This is a genomic window from Marinomonas pollencensis, from assembly GCF_003387375.1.
In the GTDB taxonomy this organism is placed as follows: Bacteria; Pseudomonadota; Gammaproteobacteria; order Pseudomonadales; family Marinomonadaceae; genus Marinomonas; species Marinomonas pollencensis.
The window spans coordinates 48,192-65,551 of record NZ_QUNG01000008.1; the positions used below are offsets into that span (position 1 = coordinate 48,192).

Here is a 17,360-nt window from a genome sequence, read left to right on the forward strand (position 1 = left end):
CCTTGCGCTGTGGTAATGGGATGTTTCGGTTTTTGCTTCTTTATGGCAAGTTGATTCAACCTGTTAAAGCATAAAAAAACCTCGTTTTATTAGCGAAATAAAACGAGGTTGGTAGTGACTGAAGACGCCACTATCTAGTGGTTAGTGGTCAGTTATTGCTTAACCGCGGCCAACAATTTCTCTGCAACAAGCTCAGAGCTTGCTGGGTTTTGGCCTGTAATCATCAATCCATCTTGTACTGCAAAAGCATTCCAATCCGCGCTGCTTTGATAGTCTGCACCACGTTTTTTAAGCTCATCTTCTAGTAAGAAAGGCACGACATCTGTCAGTTGTACTGCGTCTTCTTCCGTGTTTTTGAAGCTGGTGACGGTTTTGCCTTTTATGAAGTATTCGCCTGCGCTGTCTTTGATATTGAGAAACGCGCTTGGGGCGTGACAAACAGAGGCTATAGGCTTCTTGGCGTGCAGGAAGCTTTCGATCAACGCAATAGAAGTGGTGTTCTCCGTTAAATCCCATAGCGGTCCATGGCCACCTGGGTAGAAAATAGCATCAAACTCTTCTTGCTTCATGTCACTTAACAAGTGAGTGTTGGCAATCATGTCTTGTGCTGTAGGGTCAGCGTAGAAACGTTTTGTCGCCTCAGTTTGGGCATCGCTAAGTTCACTGTTTGGGTCGATAGGTGCTTGACCACCTTTTGGGGTCGCGATTGTGACTTCGGCACCGGCATCAATGAAGGCGTAATAAGGTGCAGCGAATTCTTCTACCCAAAAACCGGTCTTATGGCCTGTGTTACCCATTTCTGAATGAGAAGTTAGAACGACGAGTATTTTTTTAGTGCTCATTGAGTGCTCCTTAATATGAAAATCTATGCTTGTGTATTATTGCCCGTTGGCGAAGCCAAGCTGTGTCGATAGGCGTGGGATTAGTATAGAAGTCCTCTCAAATCTTGACTACGGGGACAGAATTGACATCATTGGTTTAATTATTGATACAATGCTCTTCTTGATTATTAGCAGAGCCAGCGAATGGATATTTCCTTTGAGCAACTAAAAAGTATGGTGGTGTTTGCCCAAGTCGTGGAGCAAGGTAGTTTAACGGCGGCTGCGAAAGCCATGGGCATTTCTCGTGGCGTGGTGAGTTATCACCTGAAAAAGCTAGAAGATCAGTTGGCTGTGGTGTTGCTGAATCGAACCACGCGGTCGATTTCTTTGACGGAGACGGGAGAGGCGTACTATCAGCGTTGTCGAACGATTGCCCATCAGGCACATGAAGCCAGCCTACAAGTGGAAAAAGCCAAACAGGAGCCGATTGGTAAGTTGAAGATTAATTGCCCAGTTAATTTGGGCTTGCAAGTTGTCGTGCCTGCATTGAATGAGTTTCGTCGTTTGTACCCTTTGATTGAGCTGGATGTGTCATTGAGTGATGAGGTCGTCAATGTGATGAAAGACGGCGTCGATTTGGCCATTCGTGGTGCACCATTAGCGGATTCTGGTTTGCAGGCAAGTAAACTGGCGTCTTTTGAAACCTATTTATGTGGCGCTCCTGAGTATTTTCGCTTGCATGGGAAGCCTACTAAACCGCAGGATTTGTATGATCACAACTGGGTTGTATATCGACCAGCGGCCACTTCAGTGCATTTAAGCCAAGGGGAGCGTTCCTTTAGTATTTCGGTGGTTGGTGCGGTTAGCACTAATAACTCAGCCGCTCGTACTCTGTTTTTAGAGGGAGGTAATGGCATCGGCCGTGTTCCTAGTTATGATGCGAAGCCACGCCTTAAACAAGGTTCGCTGGAACGTATTTTAGAAGAATATCGGTGTCCAGATATTGATGTCTTTGCAGTGTTCCCACCGGGGACTGCAAACGCAAAAAAACTTCGACTGGTGATCGACTTTATGAAACAGGCATTTGCTCGTATTCAATAATGTAAAGACGCAAAAGAGAGAGGCAAGAGGCTAGCCAGATTTGCTTAGATACCGTTATGATGCGCTTATCACTCTAGCAGAAATGGGTCTTTTTCATGTTGCAGCGCATCTTTATCTTTTGTTTACTCAGTGGCTTTGCTTTGCCAGCCATGGCGCTGCAATCACAGCCTGATAAGGAGACTCAACGCCTAGCTGAAAAGGTGATTGAGTTAGAGAGAAGCTTGGCCATTTTACAGATATCCACAGCGACCAGCGATGACTATCAAGCATTAGAGAGCCAGATAGAGACCTTGTCGAGCCAACAGAAAACCAGCCAACAGGCGACCGCTCGCATTAATTTCCTCAGCAACTTGGTGTTTTTAATGTTTGTCGCTCTGTTGCTGTGCTTGTTCCAGCTACGCCGACAGTCACGTCAGCTCAGCGCTTTATCGAATAGTAGACAAGATGAGAAATGACCATGAAAAGTATGCCGTGTCTGATTGTCATTGATATGCAAAAAGGAATGTCGTGGCCCCAAGCTGGAGAGCGCAATAATCCTAATGCGGAGCAGGATATTATAGAGTTATTGGCCCATTGGCGCGTTCACCATGGCCCCATTGTTCATGTACGCCATTTGTCTGACGAGCCAGAGTCTTTGTTTTGGCCTGAGCAAGATGGTGCATTATTCCAAGATGTTTTTCAGCCCTTGCCCCATGAAATGGTGGTCGAGAAGCCCGTGCCAGATGCCTTTATCTACTCCGAGTTGGCATCTTGGTTACGTGATCAACAAATACAAGACCTAGTAGTGGTAGGGGTCAGCACCAACAACTCGGTGGAGTCGACAGTGCGCTCAGCGGGCAATTTAGGCTTCAATACTTATGTGGTTCAGAATGCTTGTTTTGCTTTTGCTAAAGTGGATTTCGATGGCTATGAGCGCACCGCAGATGAAGTTCATGCCATGTCGCTGGCCAATCTAGATGGAGAATATGCCACCGTCATTTCCCAAGAGAAAGCGTTTGCTTTGCTTTCTGCCGCGGTGGGGCAAAGCCAATAGCCAAATGGCTACTGGCATTGTGGTCTGGCTGTTGCGTTAGGAAAGGCTAGAGGCTTTTCCCTAGAACGTACTACTCATTGATAATTTGATTCCACGCGGACTGCCTTGGGTTAAATAACCTGAGCTACTGGCGCTTTCCCAATACCCTTTGTTCATTAGGTTGGTGATGTTTAAGCGCCATGTTACTTCATGCTCTGAAATTTGGGTCTGGTAGCGTGCGCTTAAATCGATACGTGTCCATGAATCTAGCTCGCTGGTATTGGCAGCGTCTAAATACTGCGGACCACTGCGAATGACTTTGCCGCCAAGCGTGGCGCCAGCGAAGAAGGGTAAGTCGTACTCTCCTCCAACAACAAGACGATACTTGGCGACGCCAGCGGCATCATTGCCATTATTGCCGCTGTCTTCTGCATTGCGCAACTCTGGGTCCAGAACCGTCGCTGAGGTATGCAGGCGTACTCCAGCCATAGGTTCGCCATACAGGCTGACTTCCACTCCGCGGTTACGCTGTTCTCCATGCAGACCATAGTCGCCATTTAAGGTATAGGCTTCTGGTTTGGTGATTTCAAAGAGCGCCAGCTCTGCGCCTAGGGTGCCATTTTCGTACTTCACACCGATTTCATTTTGCTTAGAAACGTAAGGCGCTAATACGCTGCCATAGTTGGCGGCGGAGGTGTCGGTAACCTGGTCTCCCTGTTGCAGCGCTTCCACATGGTTTGCGTACAAGGAAACATTCTCTATGGGTTTATAGACGATTCCGTAAATAGGGGACGTGGCCGCGTCGTCGTAATAGCTGGATTCAATACCGTCATAGTCGTAATTGTTTACCGTTATATTTTGGCGGCGTAGACCTACGGTAATCAGCAAGGTGTCATCCAGAAAACCTAGGGTATCCGCAAGGGAAACACCTTGGGCGTTGGTTTTGCTGCGGATATGAGGATTGTCCATGTTGCCAGCCGCTAAGGAAGAGGCTGTAGGGTACTCGGTATCGTTCGGGTGATAGATATTCGTCGAATTATCTGAGGCGCTACCATAGGTATACGCGTTGTAGGCTTTATTCAAAAAGCCCGAATAGGCAAGGTTAATCCTATGAGTAACATCGCCAGTATTAACATGACCGACTAGACCCAGTGTCGAGGCGAAGGTGTTTGACTCATAAGGTACAGATAAGCGGGTCAAAGTGGCATCACCATCGGCATTACTCAAAGTAGGGGACGAATAATCGCCATACTCCTTGTTTTTATTCACACCTAGGCCAGCATGAAGGGTCCAATCATCATTCAAATCGTAGTCAGCATTGATCATGCCATAAAGGGTTTTTAAGCGCGATTTCGCCCACGATGGTGAGTAGTTTGTTGTGGCGTCTGGTGCTGAAACATCAAAATAAGATGAGTTGTGAACCACGGAACGACCGCTGTCTATTTTAAGGTTCTGATAGCCAATGTCCGTTGACACTCTAAGGGTGTCTGAGCGGTAATCGGCGCCAATACTAATGGCCGTCTCTTCGCGGGATTCATTGTCTATGGCGCTGTCACCATCACGATACAGTACATTGCTGCGCACTCCCCATTGTTTTTTGCTACCAAAGCGTCGCGCCACATCTAGGTTAATCCCCGTTTGGCCTTTTGCGCTGGTATCAAGGGAGATCTTGTTTAGATCGGTGTCGGCACGCTTGGGTTGGAGGTTAATCGCACCGCCAATGCCTGAGCCCCCGGGAGTGACGCCATTGAGAAAGGCACTGGAGCCTTTTAGTAACTGTACGCTTTCGATGGCGTTAGTCGACACCACTTGGCGCGGTAAAATACCGTATAAACCGTTGTAAGAGATGGCGTCACTGTCGAGCGCAAACCCCCGCACCATAAAGGTTTCTGAATAGTTACCGTAACCATAGCCAGATTGAACAGAGGCGTCGTTATCCAGCACCTCGGCGATGCTTTCGGCTTGTTGATTATCGATGGTCTTATCGGTATAAGAAATCACGCTGAAGGGCACATTGGCGCTGTTTTGCTCACCAAAAGTGCCTAAGCGTCCACCGGCTTCGATTTGGCCGCCTGAGTAGGCTGTTGACTTGCTCTGCGCCACCTTGTCGGCCGACACAGCAACACCGGGTAAGGTGTAATCTTGTTGGTCTAGTAAACTGTAGGTGCCATCTTTATTGGCGACCATCAATAAGTTCGAACCACTGAGTAGACGATCAATCAATTCGAGAGGCGTAAACTCTCCGTGAATAGCAGGGTTTTTTAGCCCCTGAGTTAACTCTGGATTAAAAGACAAGGCTATGTGGTGTTGCGCCGCGACCTCGGTGATGTTCTTGCCTAAGTCGCCAGCCGGCACAGTGAACAACTGACGTGCGCTGTGTTGCGCCGATTCAGCGGCAATGGCAACCAGGCTGATGCTGCTACCAAGCAATAAGCCAGTACTGCAAAGTGCCACTTTTATTGCCTGCTGCAATGGCGTTTTCACCATGTTGTTTTTACGAGTAGCCACAGCCACCTCCTTTCTTTTCGATTGAGTGTGTTTAGTTGTTTTATTTACTGTTACTAACTAAGCCACTCGAAAATAAAAAAGGTATCAATGATAATGAAAATTATTACTATCAGTTTCTTTTGGCTGCGCTGTCATCGCCTCAACTGGCTTCTAATGTTACCCAGTAGCCTCCAAGATGACGTGACACTGTCAGCGGGTAAGTGTGCGAAAGCATGGTAAGAATTGTGTCTGTATTCGTGGTGGGAAATGAACCAGAAATAGGCAGCGCAGCGAGCTTGGGTGACACTCGTAACAGGCCAAGGCGGTAGCGGGACACTTCATTAATAAAAGTACTCAATGGCATTTTGTGAACGGCGAGCATGCGTTGTAGCCAAGCAGTCGATTCTGGCGTTAAGGTTTTGCGAGCATGAAGCTGATAGCGGGAAAAACTGACTTCTTGTCCTGCCTCTATGATGTTATTTTGGCTTTGTTTAGTGTGCTCTGGTGTGGCTTTGACGCGGCCTTCTATGACGGCTAGATGCGTCATTTCTTGGTGCTGTCGAACCGTGAAACGTGTCCCTAGCGGTATCAATCTCCCTTCTTGAGTGGTGACAAGAAAAGGACCGAATTGTTTGCTGTTCACTGGCGCGGTGACAATTTCAATCTCTCCTTCGCGTAGGGTTAAAAGCCGATGCGTTGGATTAAATTGAATATCAAATGCCGTGGCTGTATTCAGCTTTACGATAGAGCCATCCGGCAGCGTGACCGAGCTAAAGCCACCTTTTGTTGTGCGATAATCGGCACTCCATTGTTGGCTTTCGACCAATTTGCTGCCGCCCCAAATAGTGGGACCAGCGGCTAGCAGTAGGGCAAGTTTACCAATAGCAAGGCGGCGGCCTTCGTCGTCTGCACGGTTGAGAATTGGCCTTGCGATGTCTTTTGGCATTTGTGCCATGCCATGCATCAAGCGCTGCGCTTTTTCCCATGCAGCTTGGTTGTCAGCGTTGGCTTGTTGCCAGTCTAAAAATGTTTGCTGTTCGAGCTTGGACAAGGGGGCATCTTGGAGTTTGAGTAGCCATTCTGCGGCTTCCTCTAACGCTCGTAAGGGGATTTTCTGGTTAGATTTCGGCAAAAAAATCCTCCTCCATAAACATCAGACACTGCAGGTAGGCTTGCTTCATATAACGTTTTACGCTGATCAGCGAAATGCCCATCTCAGCGGCGATTTCTTGGTACTTTTTACCCTCAATTTGAGACAGCAAAAAGGCGGTTTTGACTTTCTTTGGCAAGTTATCAAGCAGGGCATCTATTTGCTCAAGGGTTTGCAAAATAATCAGTTGGTGTTCTTGGGAGGGCATTGCCTGTTTTGGTAATAAGGCAAGTTGCTCAAGGTAGGCCTGTTCGATGGAGCGACGGCGATAAAAGTGGCTAATGATGCCTTTTGCCACCGTGAGCAAATAGGCGCGCGGTGAATCTATCTTGTGCGACTCTTGGCGAGTATGAATCCGAACAAAAGTGTCTTGTGTGAGATCTGCCGCATCACATTGATTTTCCAAGCGTTTGCGCATCCATGTAAACAGCCAACTATGGTGATCTGAATAAAGAGAGTGCATTAGCTCCTGCTGCACTCTTGGATCCGCACGGTGCGGCATGTTGTCGCCTCTTATTTAATGAGAATTATCAAATGATAATAAGTCTCATTAAATAGATGTGCTGCTTTTTTGTCAATTCAATAGTCACATTTTCTGCTAGATTGGCGCCAAATTTATCACACAAGTTTGTGCTAGAGGCTTTCGCCTGCTTCTATTTTAAAAGGCAAATCGATGACCCTTTGTTGGATCGGGTTACCTTGTAAGCGAGACAACAGATGTTCGGCAGCTAGGCGGCCGATTTCCTCTCGAGGAGTAATCACGGTAGCGAGTAATGGCACCATGGCGCGGGAGATGTCGTGACCGTGAAACCCCGCAATGCCTATTTGCTCCGGCACCTTGATACCGGCTTTTTGACAGGCATAAAGCGCCCCGATGGCCAAATCATCATTGGTGCAAAAAATTCCATCGGTGTCCGGTTGTTGCTTCAGAACTTCTTCTAAAAAAGTCGCACCAAGCGTAAATGAAGAAGCGCTGGTGGTTTTGACACATAAAGGGGTCAGCCCTTGATCCTGCATTGCGCGCTCATAACCTTTTATTTTGAGTAGGGTTCGTTCGTCCATGCGAGCGGCAAAATAAACCACTTTTCGATGGCCCTTCTCAATCATAAAATGGGTCATAGCATAGGCGGCGGCTTCATTATCAATACCGATGGCTTGTTCAATCGGTGGTGACACAGAATCCATGATTTCAATCACAGGAACCCCAGCCACTTCGAGCATTTTTCGTACTCGATCAGTGTGGAAACTTTCGGAGATAATCAGCCCATCAACGTTATAGGACAACAGAGTGGCAATTCGAGCTTCTTCTGATTCTCGGCTATAGCCATAGTGCGCGAGCATCGTTTGGTAGCCAGCAGGCTCAAACACACCCTCAACACCACGGATGACTTCAGAAAATACTTGGTTGGTTAAAGAGGGCAGCAGTACGCCAATCGCATGGCTTTTCGAATTAGATAAAATATCGGGTGCGCGATTAGGAATATAGCCTAGAGTGTCTAACGCCTCACGAATGCGAATTTGTAATGGAGAAGAAACAAGATCTGCGTTTTTTAAATAACGACTGACGGTCATTTTCGTGACACCGACAAGGTCTGCGACGTCTTGGAGTGTGGGGCGTTTCTTTTTCATTCTCAAATCAAATCCATATTATTGTTACACGTAACATTAACATATCAATTCCCTTTCGAGAAATAAAAATAATGCATTATTTTATGTTAAGTCTCTTTGTTTGTAGGTAATTGTGAAGGAGTAAGTGTTTACTTATATGGCGAGTATAAAAAGGCATTCAAGTAAGAATGCCTTTTGTATATTATGCCTGTAATTGTGCTAACGCTTGGTGATAAACCGCATCAACATCTTGGTTAATGTCGACGATGATGGCTTCATCAGAAGTGGGTTCAACCAAGGTAGCAAATTGACTTTCTAACATGCTACGTCCGTTAAAATAATGGCCGTCACGTTTCTGATGGCGCTGCCATATAGTCTCAATGTCGCCTTTTAGATACACCATAGCGAGTTGGTCGATATTGTTACGTAAGATCTGGCGGTATTCAGGCTTTAGTCCTGAGCAGGCAATGACCGCTGTATCGTGTTCAACCAGCAGCTGGTTCAATGTTTCTAGCCAGCCCATACGATCGTCATCATTTAACGGGGTACCAGCGGCCATTTTTTTGACATTGGCTTCGCTATGGTAGTCATCACCATCAAAGAATGGGTAACCTAGTTGATCAGCAAGGCGCTGGCCAATAGAGGATTTCCCTGAGCCAGATACACCCAATACAATTACTTTTTTAATCATTTCTTCATGTCTCCTAGCGGTTTATCTTGATTCAGAGATAAACCGCACGTTCAAAAAGCCGTGTTGAACGGCATGACTGTGAGGTAATTATTGCCACCACAAAGCCAGCTGAGGGAAGAAGACAACCAGTGCTAATACCAGAATTTGTAAGCCGATAAAGGGCAACAAAGAGCTGAAGATTTCGCCTAGGCTAATGTCTTTAGGGGCCACAGATTTTAGGTAAAACGCCGCTGGGCCAAACGGTGGTGATAAAAATGAAACCTGCATGTTCAAACAGAAAACCACACCAAACCACACAGGATCAAGTCCTAAGTTCATGATAATAGGGACAAAAATCGGCATTGTAAGAAGCGCAACACCAACCCAGTCAAGGAACATACCGAGCACAAACAGTACGAGCATCATGATCAGCACTGTGCCGAGCACACTGCCACCGCTCAATGCTAAAATGGTGCTTTCAACGAAATCGATACCACCCATTAGGTTGTACACGCCGACTAGGGCTGTGGCGCCAATACCAATCCAAATGATCATGCCACAAGTGCTCATGGTGGCTTTGGCACTTTCTTTTAGCATTGAGAAGCTCATCTCACCACGGATGATGGCACTGATCATGATGCCGACCACACCTAATGCAGAGGCTTCCGTTACCGAAGCGACGCCGGTATAGATACTGCCAAGTACCACAGCCACAGAAAGTAGTGGGAAGAACAAGGCTTTGAAGTAATTCACGTTTGCGTCTTCTGCCAGCTCTTCTTCACTTGGAAGCGGGGCATACTCTGGGTTTAGACGACAAATAATCAGGACATAAGCCATATAGGCAAAAGCCAACAATAACGCCGGTAGAAAAGCCGCTTTAAACAAATCACCAATCGATACGCTAGCGGTTAAACCATAGATGATCAGGACGATACTCGGTGGCAGCATAGTGCCTAAAGCACCGCCGGCACAGGTAGTACCAATGGCAAGTTTACGGTTATAACCAAGGCGCAACATTTGCGGCAAAGCGAGAATGCCCAACAGCACGGTTTCGCCACCAATTACCCCAGACATGGAAGCAAGTACCACGGCAACTAATAGGGTTTGTACCGCGACACCGCCACGCAGTTTGCGACCAAAGACCTTCATTGCGTCAAACAGGTCTCGAGCAATCCCAGAACGGTCGAGTAAGGCGGCCATTAGGACAAACATCGGCACCGCTAAAAAGACGTAACTGCCGACAAAACTGTATAACCGACTGGTCACCAGAGGTAAGGCGCCAAAGCCGAACCAGCCAACCGCAAAAAACATCGCCACAAGTAGGGTTACGAAAGCGAGCTGCATGCCGGTTAACAATAAAAAGATCATTGACCCCAGCATTAATAGGCTACCGTAGCCTATGCCAAGGGAGGATAAATCAAACATTTTTATGCTTCCTTAGGCCATTAATTTCTTGAATAAGGTGTAAAAAGAATTGCGCGAACATCAAACAAATTGTCAGAAAAATAGTACCTTTAACAAGCGCTGGAAAAGCTGGGTTCCAAGCGGAGCCAGAGGTTTCTAATGACCAATCGCCCAGTGGAGATAGCCAAGAATCTTCTACCATTTGGAAGGATGCCCAAATTAGCAGACTGGTAAAAATCAAACCTAGAATATGATGGAACAGGTTTAAATAACGACGTGTCGTATCAGACACTATGTCGTAGATCAGCACCACACGAACGTGTTTATTCGTCGCCATGGCATAACTACCGCCGTAGACAAATAAACAACCACCGATAAAAGAGGCGGTTTCATGCACCCAAATAGTCGGCGAGTCGAATAGGTAGCGCATTAATACTTCATAAAAAGAAATACCAACAGTAAAAATAAATAACAGACTTAATAGATTGCCCAACCCATGAATAACACGATCTAAATCGTTACGAGGTTGTTCAGATGGGTCTATTTCAGGATGAATCATTTCGGGTTTCATGGCGGTAATCCAATGTAAAGCTGAGACTGAAGTTCTCTTCTTTTTGCGAGGCGCATAAACGAGGCTGACGAAAATGCGATAGAACAACTCAGAGAGTTGTTCTATCGGACAAAAACGGCAAATTACAGTAAGCCGTTTTCTTCTAGGTATTTTGTAATAGAGTCATATACTTTTTGTGCATTTGGAGAGCGTTTAGCAAACTCTTTCCATTGTACACGGGCAATAGCACGGAACTTTTTACGTTCTTCTGGAGACCAGTTATGAATAGTGATCTCTGGGTTAGCATTGGCTTCTTTCACCGCGGCTTCGTCCGCAATGCGCAACTGTGTGGTGATATCTTCTGCAAAATCACGTACTGAAACGGTTAAGATCGCTTGGATATCAGCAGGCAGTTTATCCCACTTTTTCTTGCTCATAGATACGTCGATCAATGGCAAAGAGTGGAAGCCTGGGTAAACCGGGTGAGTGGCAATGTCGTTCATTCCTGCTTTCTGGTTGGTAGAGAAAACAGTGTAATCTGCGGCATCAATAACGCCCTTACTCAGACCAGTAAAAACTTCTGAGCCAGGTAGGTTAACCGGTGCTGCACCAGCAGCGGCGAAAACTTGTTGCACCAGGCCTTCTGGGGCACGAATTTTCAAGCCTTTTAAGTCAGCAACACTGTCTAGAGGAACACGGGAAACCAGTGCTTCAACCCCAGTCGTAGAGCCACCGATGAATTTAACGCCGTACGGTGCGTAAAGCTCGTTCATTAGTTGGTAGCCACCGCCGTAATTAATGTATTGCAGCAGTTGTTGAGTATTAGACCATGCACCAACGGTATTACCAATTAAGCCAAACGCTGGGTCTTTACCGGAGAAGTAACTTGTCGCAGTAATTTGGCCATCCAAGATACCCATTTTGATGCCATCTAGGGTTTCAGTGTGTTTGAACACACTGCCAACAGGTAGCAAGTCAATCTGGACACGGCCGCCGGACATAGTCTCAACGCGCTTTACCCACTCTTGCTGGATTTGGTAGTTCTTGTCTCCTGATGGGTCAGAAGATTGAAACTTAAACTTGTAATCCGCCGCGAATGCGGAAGTAGACATAACCCCTGCTAGAGCAACAGTGGTAAGAGTTGTCATTAGCTTGCTCATAAGATCATTTCCCGATGTTTATTGTTGTAGGAACTTGGCTGCCTGTTACAGATAATTGTTACCGGTAACTTAAGGGCTATATGTTACCGGTAACTTTCTATTCTGGTCAAGTTAGACAGATCGATTTTTTTGTTTTTTTTATAATCTATTGATAACTATAGAAATCTTCTTAGATAAAAGGTAACGCGAAAGTAAAGAGGCTAAAAGAATGTGTTTTTTATGTTTTATTGTCTTATGCCAGTAAAGCAAAGTACCAGAGTCGATTAATCATAATGCCTGTAGTAGCATGTGGGTTTTATTCTTGCGACAGCAGATAAATCTATATATCACGGGTTGGCTGGTAATAATGCATCGACTATTTCAAAACATGATGGCACGACCGAAACACGCGAGTATTTTTGCTTTTTTGCTCGTTTTGTTTATGTTCAGTCTTGCCACGACAAAAATTATTCATCAGCAACATGAGACTAAAAAAACCCTCGCCCTTTCTCTCGCTCAAAGTAATGCCCTGTTATTAAAAACCGCTTTAGATAAAAACCTGTCTGCGAATTACACTCTTGCGGCAGCAGCAGGCCGAGACCATGTCCACGAAAACTGGTTTCCAGCTTTTGCCGCAAGGCTAAAAAAAGAGTACCCAGACGTCTCTGCTTTTGCGCTTTCTCCTGATGGGGTTGTGCGCCAAGTATTTCCCTATAAAAGTAACGAAGCGGCGATAGGTTTTGATCAACTGGCTGACTTAGCGCAAGGTAGTGAAACCCTAAAAGCCAAAGAAGACGGCAGGCTGACCCTTGCCGGGCCAATGGAATTGGTTCAGGGTGGACAGGGTGTCATCGGCCGCTTACCTGTCTATTTGCCTCGCTACGACGGTCGTGAGGCGGCTTTTTGGGGATTTACTAATGTGGTGATTCATGTCGACACATTACTTCACTATGTCAACTTCGCTGATCTGAACAAAAGTGGTTTTGATTACCAGCTGGTAAAGGTGAGCCAAGAGAAGGATCAACCAGCTACCGTCATTAGTACCTCATCGGAACGCATTAGTAAGCAACAGGTGGCGGTATCAATCAGTGTTCCAAATGGTGAATGGCAGTTAATCCTGTCACCACAAGGTTTTTGGTTATCCCCTTGGATTATCTTGGGCGATGCTCTTATCGTGTTACTGATAAGCTTTTTGATTGGTCGCTTGGTGTTTATGGCGTTAACCCTACGAGCAGGCAAAGCTGACTTGGAACGTCAAGTTGAGCGGCGTACCGAACAATTAAGTAATTCTAATCGACGTATGAAAGCGGTTTTGTCCGCACTTCCTGATTCCTTTTATGAAGCGGACGATAACGGTGTGGTGACCTCTTACCATTCGCCGCGTATGGATGAGTGGTTGCAGGCGAAAAATTGGCCGCTTGGCAAGCATTTCAGCGAACTATTAGGGCCTGAAACAGTGGCCATATTTGAACGAGTAATGGCTGAAGCGAAAATCAAAGGCTTTTCTAATGGACATGAATACTATTACGACTTTGGTGAGCATCGTCGTTGGTTTGAGATGTCCATGACTTATACCTATGGCAGTGAGGAGCAGAATGGTTTTTATATTTTGCTGTCACGCGAAATTACTGAGCGAAAGGCGGTAGAGTCTGAACTGCGCATCGCAGCGACAGCCTTTCAAACCCAAGATGGCATCTTGATCTCAGATGCAGAAAACAAAATTATTCGGGTGAATTCTGCCTTTGAGTCCATCACAGGTTATCAAGAAGCAGAAGTTCTTGGCGAGTCGCCGAGTGTAATTAGCTCAGGCCGCCACCCTAAAGCCTTTTATCGAGAAATGTTTCAGCGTATTCAAGAATATGGCAGCTGGGAAGGCGAAGTCTGGAATCGCCGTAAAAACGGTGAAATTTTCCCTGAGTGGCTCAGTATTTCTGTGGTGAAAGACGATGAAGGAAAGTTAACCCACTATGTGGCGACTTTTAAAGATATTTCAGAAAGCAAAGCCAATGAACGCCGTATCAACCAACTGAATTACTACGATAGCCTAACCCGTTTGCCGAATCGGCGTATGCTCTGTGAAGAAATCGACTACCTGCTGACTCACATTGACCTTAAATGTCGTCGTAGTGCGGTTCTTTTTATTGATTTAGACCACTTCAAAGATGTGAACGATTTGAAGGGGCATCACCTAGGGGACATTTTACTGCAACAAGTAGCATCACGTTTAATGGATGCCACGCGATCTGGTGATTCTGTGGCTCGCTTTAGTGGTGATGAATTTGTCGTGGTACTAGAAGATGTGGATATTTCAGAAAATTCAGATCGTATTGCTTACCGAGCAAAGCATGTGGCCAACAAGGTCATGGCTGCCTTAAGGCAAGCGTTTGAGCTCAATGAGCAACCTTATGCGTTAACCGCCAGTATTGGTATTGCGATTTTTGGTCAAGACGCCATTGGCAGTGATGAAATTATTAAACAAGCTGAAATGGCCATGTATGAAGCCAAAGGCCATGGTCGTAATCATGTGTGTTTCTATGCCCCTCAAATGCACGAGAAGATCCTTGAAAGGGTGACTTTAGACACCAGTTTCCGGTTGGCGCTACAGCGCGAGGAATTTGTACTCTACTATCAGCCGCAATGGGATGGTGAGAGAAATATGGTTGGGGTAGAGGCGCTAGTGCGCTGGATTCACCCGACTAAAGGTATGATATCTCCAGGGGTATTTATTCCCTTCGCTGAAGAATCTAAATTGATTCTTCCTCTCGGGCGCTGGGTTATGAAAAATGCCATGGTGCAGTTGGCAAAGTGGCAAGAAAACCCTTCTTTAAGCCATTTGGTGATGTCGATAAACGTCAGTGTGCTGCAATTTACTACAGTCGATTTTGTCTCAGAAGTAGAAGAAGCGCTGCGGCAAACTGGGGTAAATCCTGCGCAAGTGCAGCTTGAGCTGACGGAAAGTATGTTGGTCAGAGATCAGCTGGATATTATTCAAAAAATGCAGGCACTGAAGACCTTAGGTGTGCTTATTTCTTTGGATGATTTTGGCACAGGCTATTCTTCATTGTCTTATCTTCAGCAGTTGCCGATAGATCAGTTGAAAATTGATCAGTCCTTTACTCGTGCTATCGAAGAGAGTGATAAGCAAGCGTCACTGGCCGCGTCGATTATTGGTCTTGGTCAGAATTTAGGTATGGAAGTGATTGCCGAAGGCGTAGAGACGCAGGCGCAATTTGAATGGCTGAAGAATCATGGATGTAATCTTTATCAGGGCTTTCTACTCGGTCGCCCACAACCTAGCAACGAGTTCGTTAGAACGGAAGAAATCGACTAATTCGTTTCATTGTCTCAACTAAAATAATCGTTTTTCATTGTTGTAATGTTTAACTTATTAGTAAGGTTTTATCTGTATGGCTCGTTGGGGATTACGTGGTAAGTCATTGTTTGCATTGGCAGTCACCTGTATTTTGGCGTTGTTTTTTACTGCCTTTATTGGTTGGTTACTGCTCAAAGAAGGCAAGGTTTATTCAGCCAAAAATTATGCAAAAAGTTTCACCGAGCTGAATTATCAGAAAATCTTAACCCCAATCTCACGGGAGCTCGCATTAGCCGAACGCTTTGCAGACACCTCAACGGTTCGGGAGTGGATGCAAGACCCTACGAATGCCGAAAAACAGGCTGCCTTTGTTGAGGATGCGAAGGGGTTTTTAAGCGTTTTTCAAGATCACTCCATGTTTTTCATTACAGATACGACCAAAGATTACTACTTTGCGGATGTTAATAACCCTTTTAGTATGACGCCAAAATACCGCATTTCGTACGCTAACCCACGAGATGATTGGTATTTTCATAGCCGCCAACAGTTGGCCCCTTTTAATATTAATGTGGACGAAGACGAACACCTAAAAGTGACTAAAATTTGGGTGAATTATATTGTGAAGAATAACGGGGTATTTGTCGGTTTAGCGGGGACCGGATTCGATTTAACTCATTTTCTTGATCGTTTCACCAGTGCGCCTATTGCTGGGGTGCATCCCTTTATTATCAATGCCAATGGCGGCATCGAAGCACACAAAGATAAAGACTTAATTGCCTTTGACACACTCGACGGCAACTATGGAACTCGCTCTATATTTGCCTTGTTAGACGATGTTGAGTCTAAGCAAAAAGTGCAGCAGGCAATGAAGCAAGCCAGAACCGAAGACAGCGGTGTTGTTTCGGTGCTGGTTGAGCAACAAGGCACTCAGCAATTAATGTCATTTATGTATTTTCCATTGTTGGATTGGTACGTTGTGACCAATGTGGATTTACACAATGTTAATTTGTTAAACACCAATATACTGCTGCCAACCGCGGCGGTGTTTGTGCTGCTATTGGTTATCTTGCTGGCTGTTTTTGGGTTTGCCGTAGAGCGTTTAGTGATTTCCCCTATTCGTCAGTTACAAACGTCAGCGAAGGCGATGGAAGCGGGGAGTTACGATGTGAATTTGCCGGTAACCAGTGATGATGAGATTGGTGAGTTAAGCCAAACCTTTAATAATATGGCAGCCCAAGTTCGCAATCATACACAACAATTAGAGCGTGAGGTGGCTGAGCGTACCTCTGAGCTGCAAGCAACTCATCAGGAAATGCTCGATGCACACCGTGAAATAGGTGCCTCGATTGATTACGCAAGCTTAATTCAAAAAGCGATTTTGCCGGATCGCGAGATGAAGCACTTTTTAGGTGAGCATCACAGTATTGTGTGGCGCCCAAGGGATGTTGTTGGCGGCGATTTTTATGTCTTCCAGCGTGCTGAACATGGTTGTTTATTGGGTATTGTCGATTGTGCCGGTCATGGTGTGCCTGGGGCGTTAATGACCATGTTGATGCGCGCGGCGATCGATCACGCCACCACTGAAGTGGGCATTCAAGACCCCGCGGCATTGTTGCATTCTATTGATCACACGTTGCGCTCCATGTTGAACGAAGATGCCACCGCCGATCGTGTGGCAACCAATGCTGACGTGGGGTTGGTTTATATTCCAGAAGAAAATGACATAATGCGATTTGCTGGCGCCAAAATTGGCTTGTATGCTAGCAATGGCTCAGAAATAGTGAAGCATAAACCGTCGCGACGGGCTTTAGGAGATAAACGTCTTGGCGTGTACGAGAACATAGAATTACCGGTATCAGGTTGGACCTATTATATGACCACCGATGGTTTCTTAGACCAAGCTGGCGGAGAGAAAAAATTTGGTTTTGGTAACCGCCGTTTCGAGTCCTTAATACAACGTCATGCAGAGCTAACATTAAGTGAACAAGCGTCAGCATTTGTTGAGGCGTTAAATACGTATATGGGAGATCAACCACAGCGAGATGACATCACTCTAATGTCGTTTCGTTTTGATCAATAGCCCAGTCAATTATGGGGAATACGCT

General features: G+C 45.9%; 14 protein-coding genes. 5 read left to right on the forward strand and 9 right to left on the reverse strand.

Going from position 1 to position 17,360, the window contains the following annotated elements; translation table 11 throughout:
• Positions 1-152: 152 nt before the first annotated feature.
• A complete protein-coding gene (locus DFP81_RS12275; RefSeq protein ID WP_115898123.1) occupies positions 153-842 on the reverse strand; it encodes a type 1 glutamine amidotransferase domain-containing protein in 690 nt (229 codons plus the stop codon).
• Between the two features lie 183 nt (positions 843-1,025).
• Between DFP81_RS12275 and DFP81_RS12280 the strand changes: the two genes are divergently transcribed.
• The 3 genes from DFP81_RS12280 to DFP81_RS12290 all read left to right on the forward strand — a co-directional run bounded on the left by DFP81_RS12280 (position 1,026) and on the right by DFP81_RS12290 (position 2,955).
• Positions 1,026-1,922 carry a LysR family transcriptional regulator gene (locus tag DFP81_RS12280; protein ID WP_115898125.1) on the forward strand — a complete coding sequence of 299 codons (897 nt, stop codon included), beginning with the start codon at positions 1,026-1,028 and terminating at the stop codon, positions 1,920-1,922.
• A gap of 95 nt (positions 1,923-2,017) precedes the next feature.
• Entirely contained in the window at positions 2,018-2,377 is a 360-nt protein-coding gene (locus tag DFP81_RS12285) for a hypothetical protein (protein WP_115898127.1), read from the forward strand.
• A gap of 2 nt (positions 2,378-2,379) precedes the next feature.
• The gene (locus tag DFP81_RS12290; protein WP_115898275.1) at positions 2,380-2,955 is read left to right on the forward strand and encodes a cysteine hydrolase family protein; all 576 of its coding nucleotides are present in this window, start codon (positions 2,380-2,382) and stop codon (positions 2,953-2,955) included.
• Positions 2,956-3,015: 60 nt separating this feature from the next.
• Here DFP81_RS12290 and DFP81_RS12295 read toward each other — a convergent pair whose 3' ends face one another.
• The 8 genes from DFP81_RS12295 to DFP81_RS12330 form a co-directional block, all read right to left on the reverse strand.
• On the reverse strand, positions 3,016-5,442 hold the full coding sequence (locus tag DFP81_RS12295) for a TonB-dependent receptor (RefSeq protein ID WP_115898129.1): 2,427 nt from the start codon (positions 5,440-5,442) through the stop codon (positions 3,016-3,018).
• Positions 5,443-5,581: 139 nt separating this feature from the next.
• Complete coding sequence (locus tag DFP81_RS12300; RefSeq protein ID WP_115898131.1) at positions 5,582-6,553, reverse strand: FecR domain-containing protein; 972 nt, start codon at positions 6,551-6,553, stop codon at positions 5,582-5,584.
• Entirely contained in the window at positions 6,540-7,073 is a 534-nt protein-coding gene (locus DFP81_RS12305; RefSeq protein WP_115898133.1) for a sigma-70 family RNA polymerase sigma factor, read from the reverse strand. The genes DFP81_RS12300 and DFP81_RS12305 overlap by 14 nt, the downstream gene beginning before the upstream one ends.
• Positions 7,074-7,204: 131 nt before the next feature.
• Positions 7,205-8,200: a gluconate operon transcriptional repressor GntR gene (gene gntR, locus DFP81_RS12310; RefSeq protein ID WP_220342958.1), complete on the reverse strand. Its 996-nt coding sequence runs from the start codon at positions 8,198-8,200 to the stop codon at positions 7,205-7,207.
• A 181-nt stretch (positions 8,201-8,381) separates the two neighbouring features.
• Entirely contained in the window at positions 8,382-8,870 is a 489-nt protein-coding gene (locus DFP81_RS12315) for a gluconokinase (RefSeq protein WP_115898137.1), read from the reverse strand.
• An 87-nt stretch (positions 8,871-8,957) separates the two neighbouring features.
• On the reverse strand, positions 8,958-10,274 hold the full coding sequence (locus tag DFP81_RS12320; protein ID WP_115898139.1) for a TRAP transporter large permease: 1,317 nt from the start codon (positions 10,272-10,274) through the stop codon (positions 8,958-8,960).
• On the reverse strand, positions 10,267-10,824 hold the full coding sequence (locus DFP81_RS12325) for a TRAP transporter small permease subunit (RefSeq protein WP_115898141.1): 558 nt from the start codon (positions 10,822-10,824) through the stop codon (positions 10,267-10,269). The genes DFP81_RS12320 and DFP81_RS12325 overlap by 8 nt, the downstream gene beginning before the upstream one ends.
• Before the next feature lie 122 nt (positions 10,825-10,946).
• Positions 10,947-11,951 (reverse strand): TRAP transporter substrate-binding protein, encoded by a 1,005-nt coding sequence (locus DFP81_RS12330; protein WP_245959154.1) that lies wholly within the window; start codon positions 11,949-11,951, stop codon positions 10,947-10,949.
• Between the two features lie 358 nt (positions 11,952-12,309).
• Here DFP81_RS12330 and DFP81_RS12335 point away from each other — a divergent pair, with 358 nt between their 5' ends.
• Together DFP81_RS12335 and siaA are read left to right on the forward strand one after the other, a co-directional pair.
• Positions 12,310-15,273, forward strand: coding sequence for a bifunctional diguanylate cyclase/phosphodiesterase (locus DFP81_RS12335; RefSeq protein ID WP_181903089.1), 2,964 nt, complete (start codon positions 12,310-12,312; stop codon positions 15,271-15,273).
• A gap of 76 nt (positions 15,274-15,349) precedes the next feature.
• On the forward strand, positions 15,350-17,335 hold the full coding sequence (siaA, locus tag DFP81_RS12340; protein WP_115898146.1) for a biofilm regulation protein phosphatase SiaA: 1,986 nt from the start codon (positions 15,350-15,352) through the stop codon (positions 17,333-17,335).
• Positions 17,336-17,360: the final 25 nt, after the last annotated feature.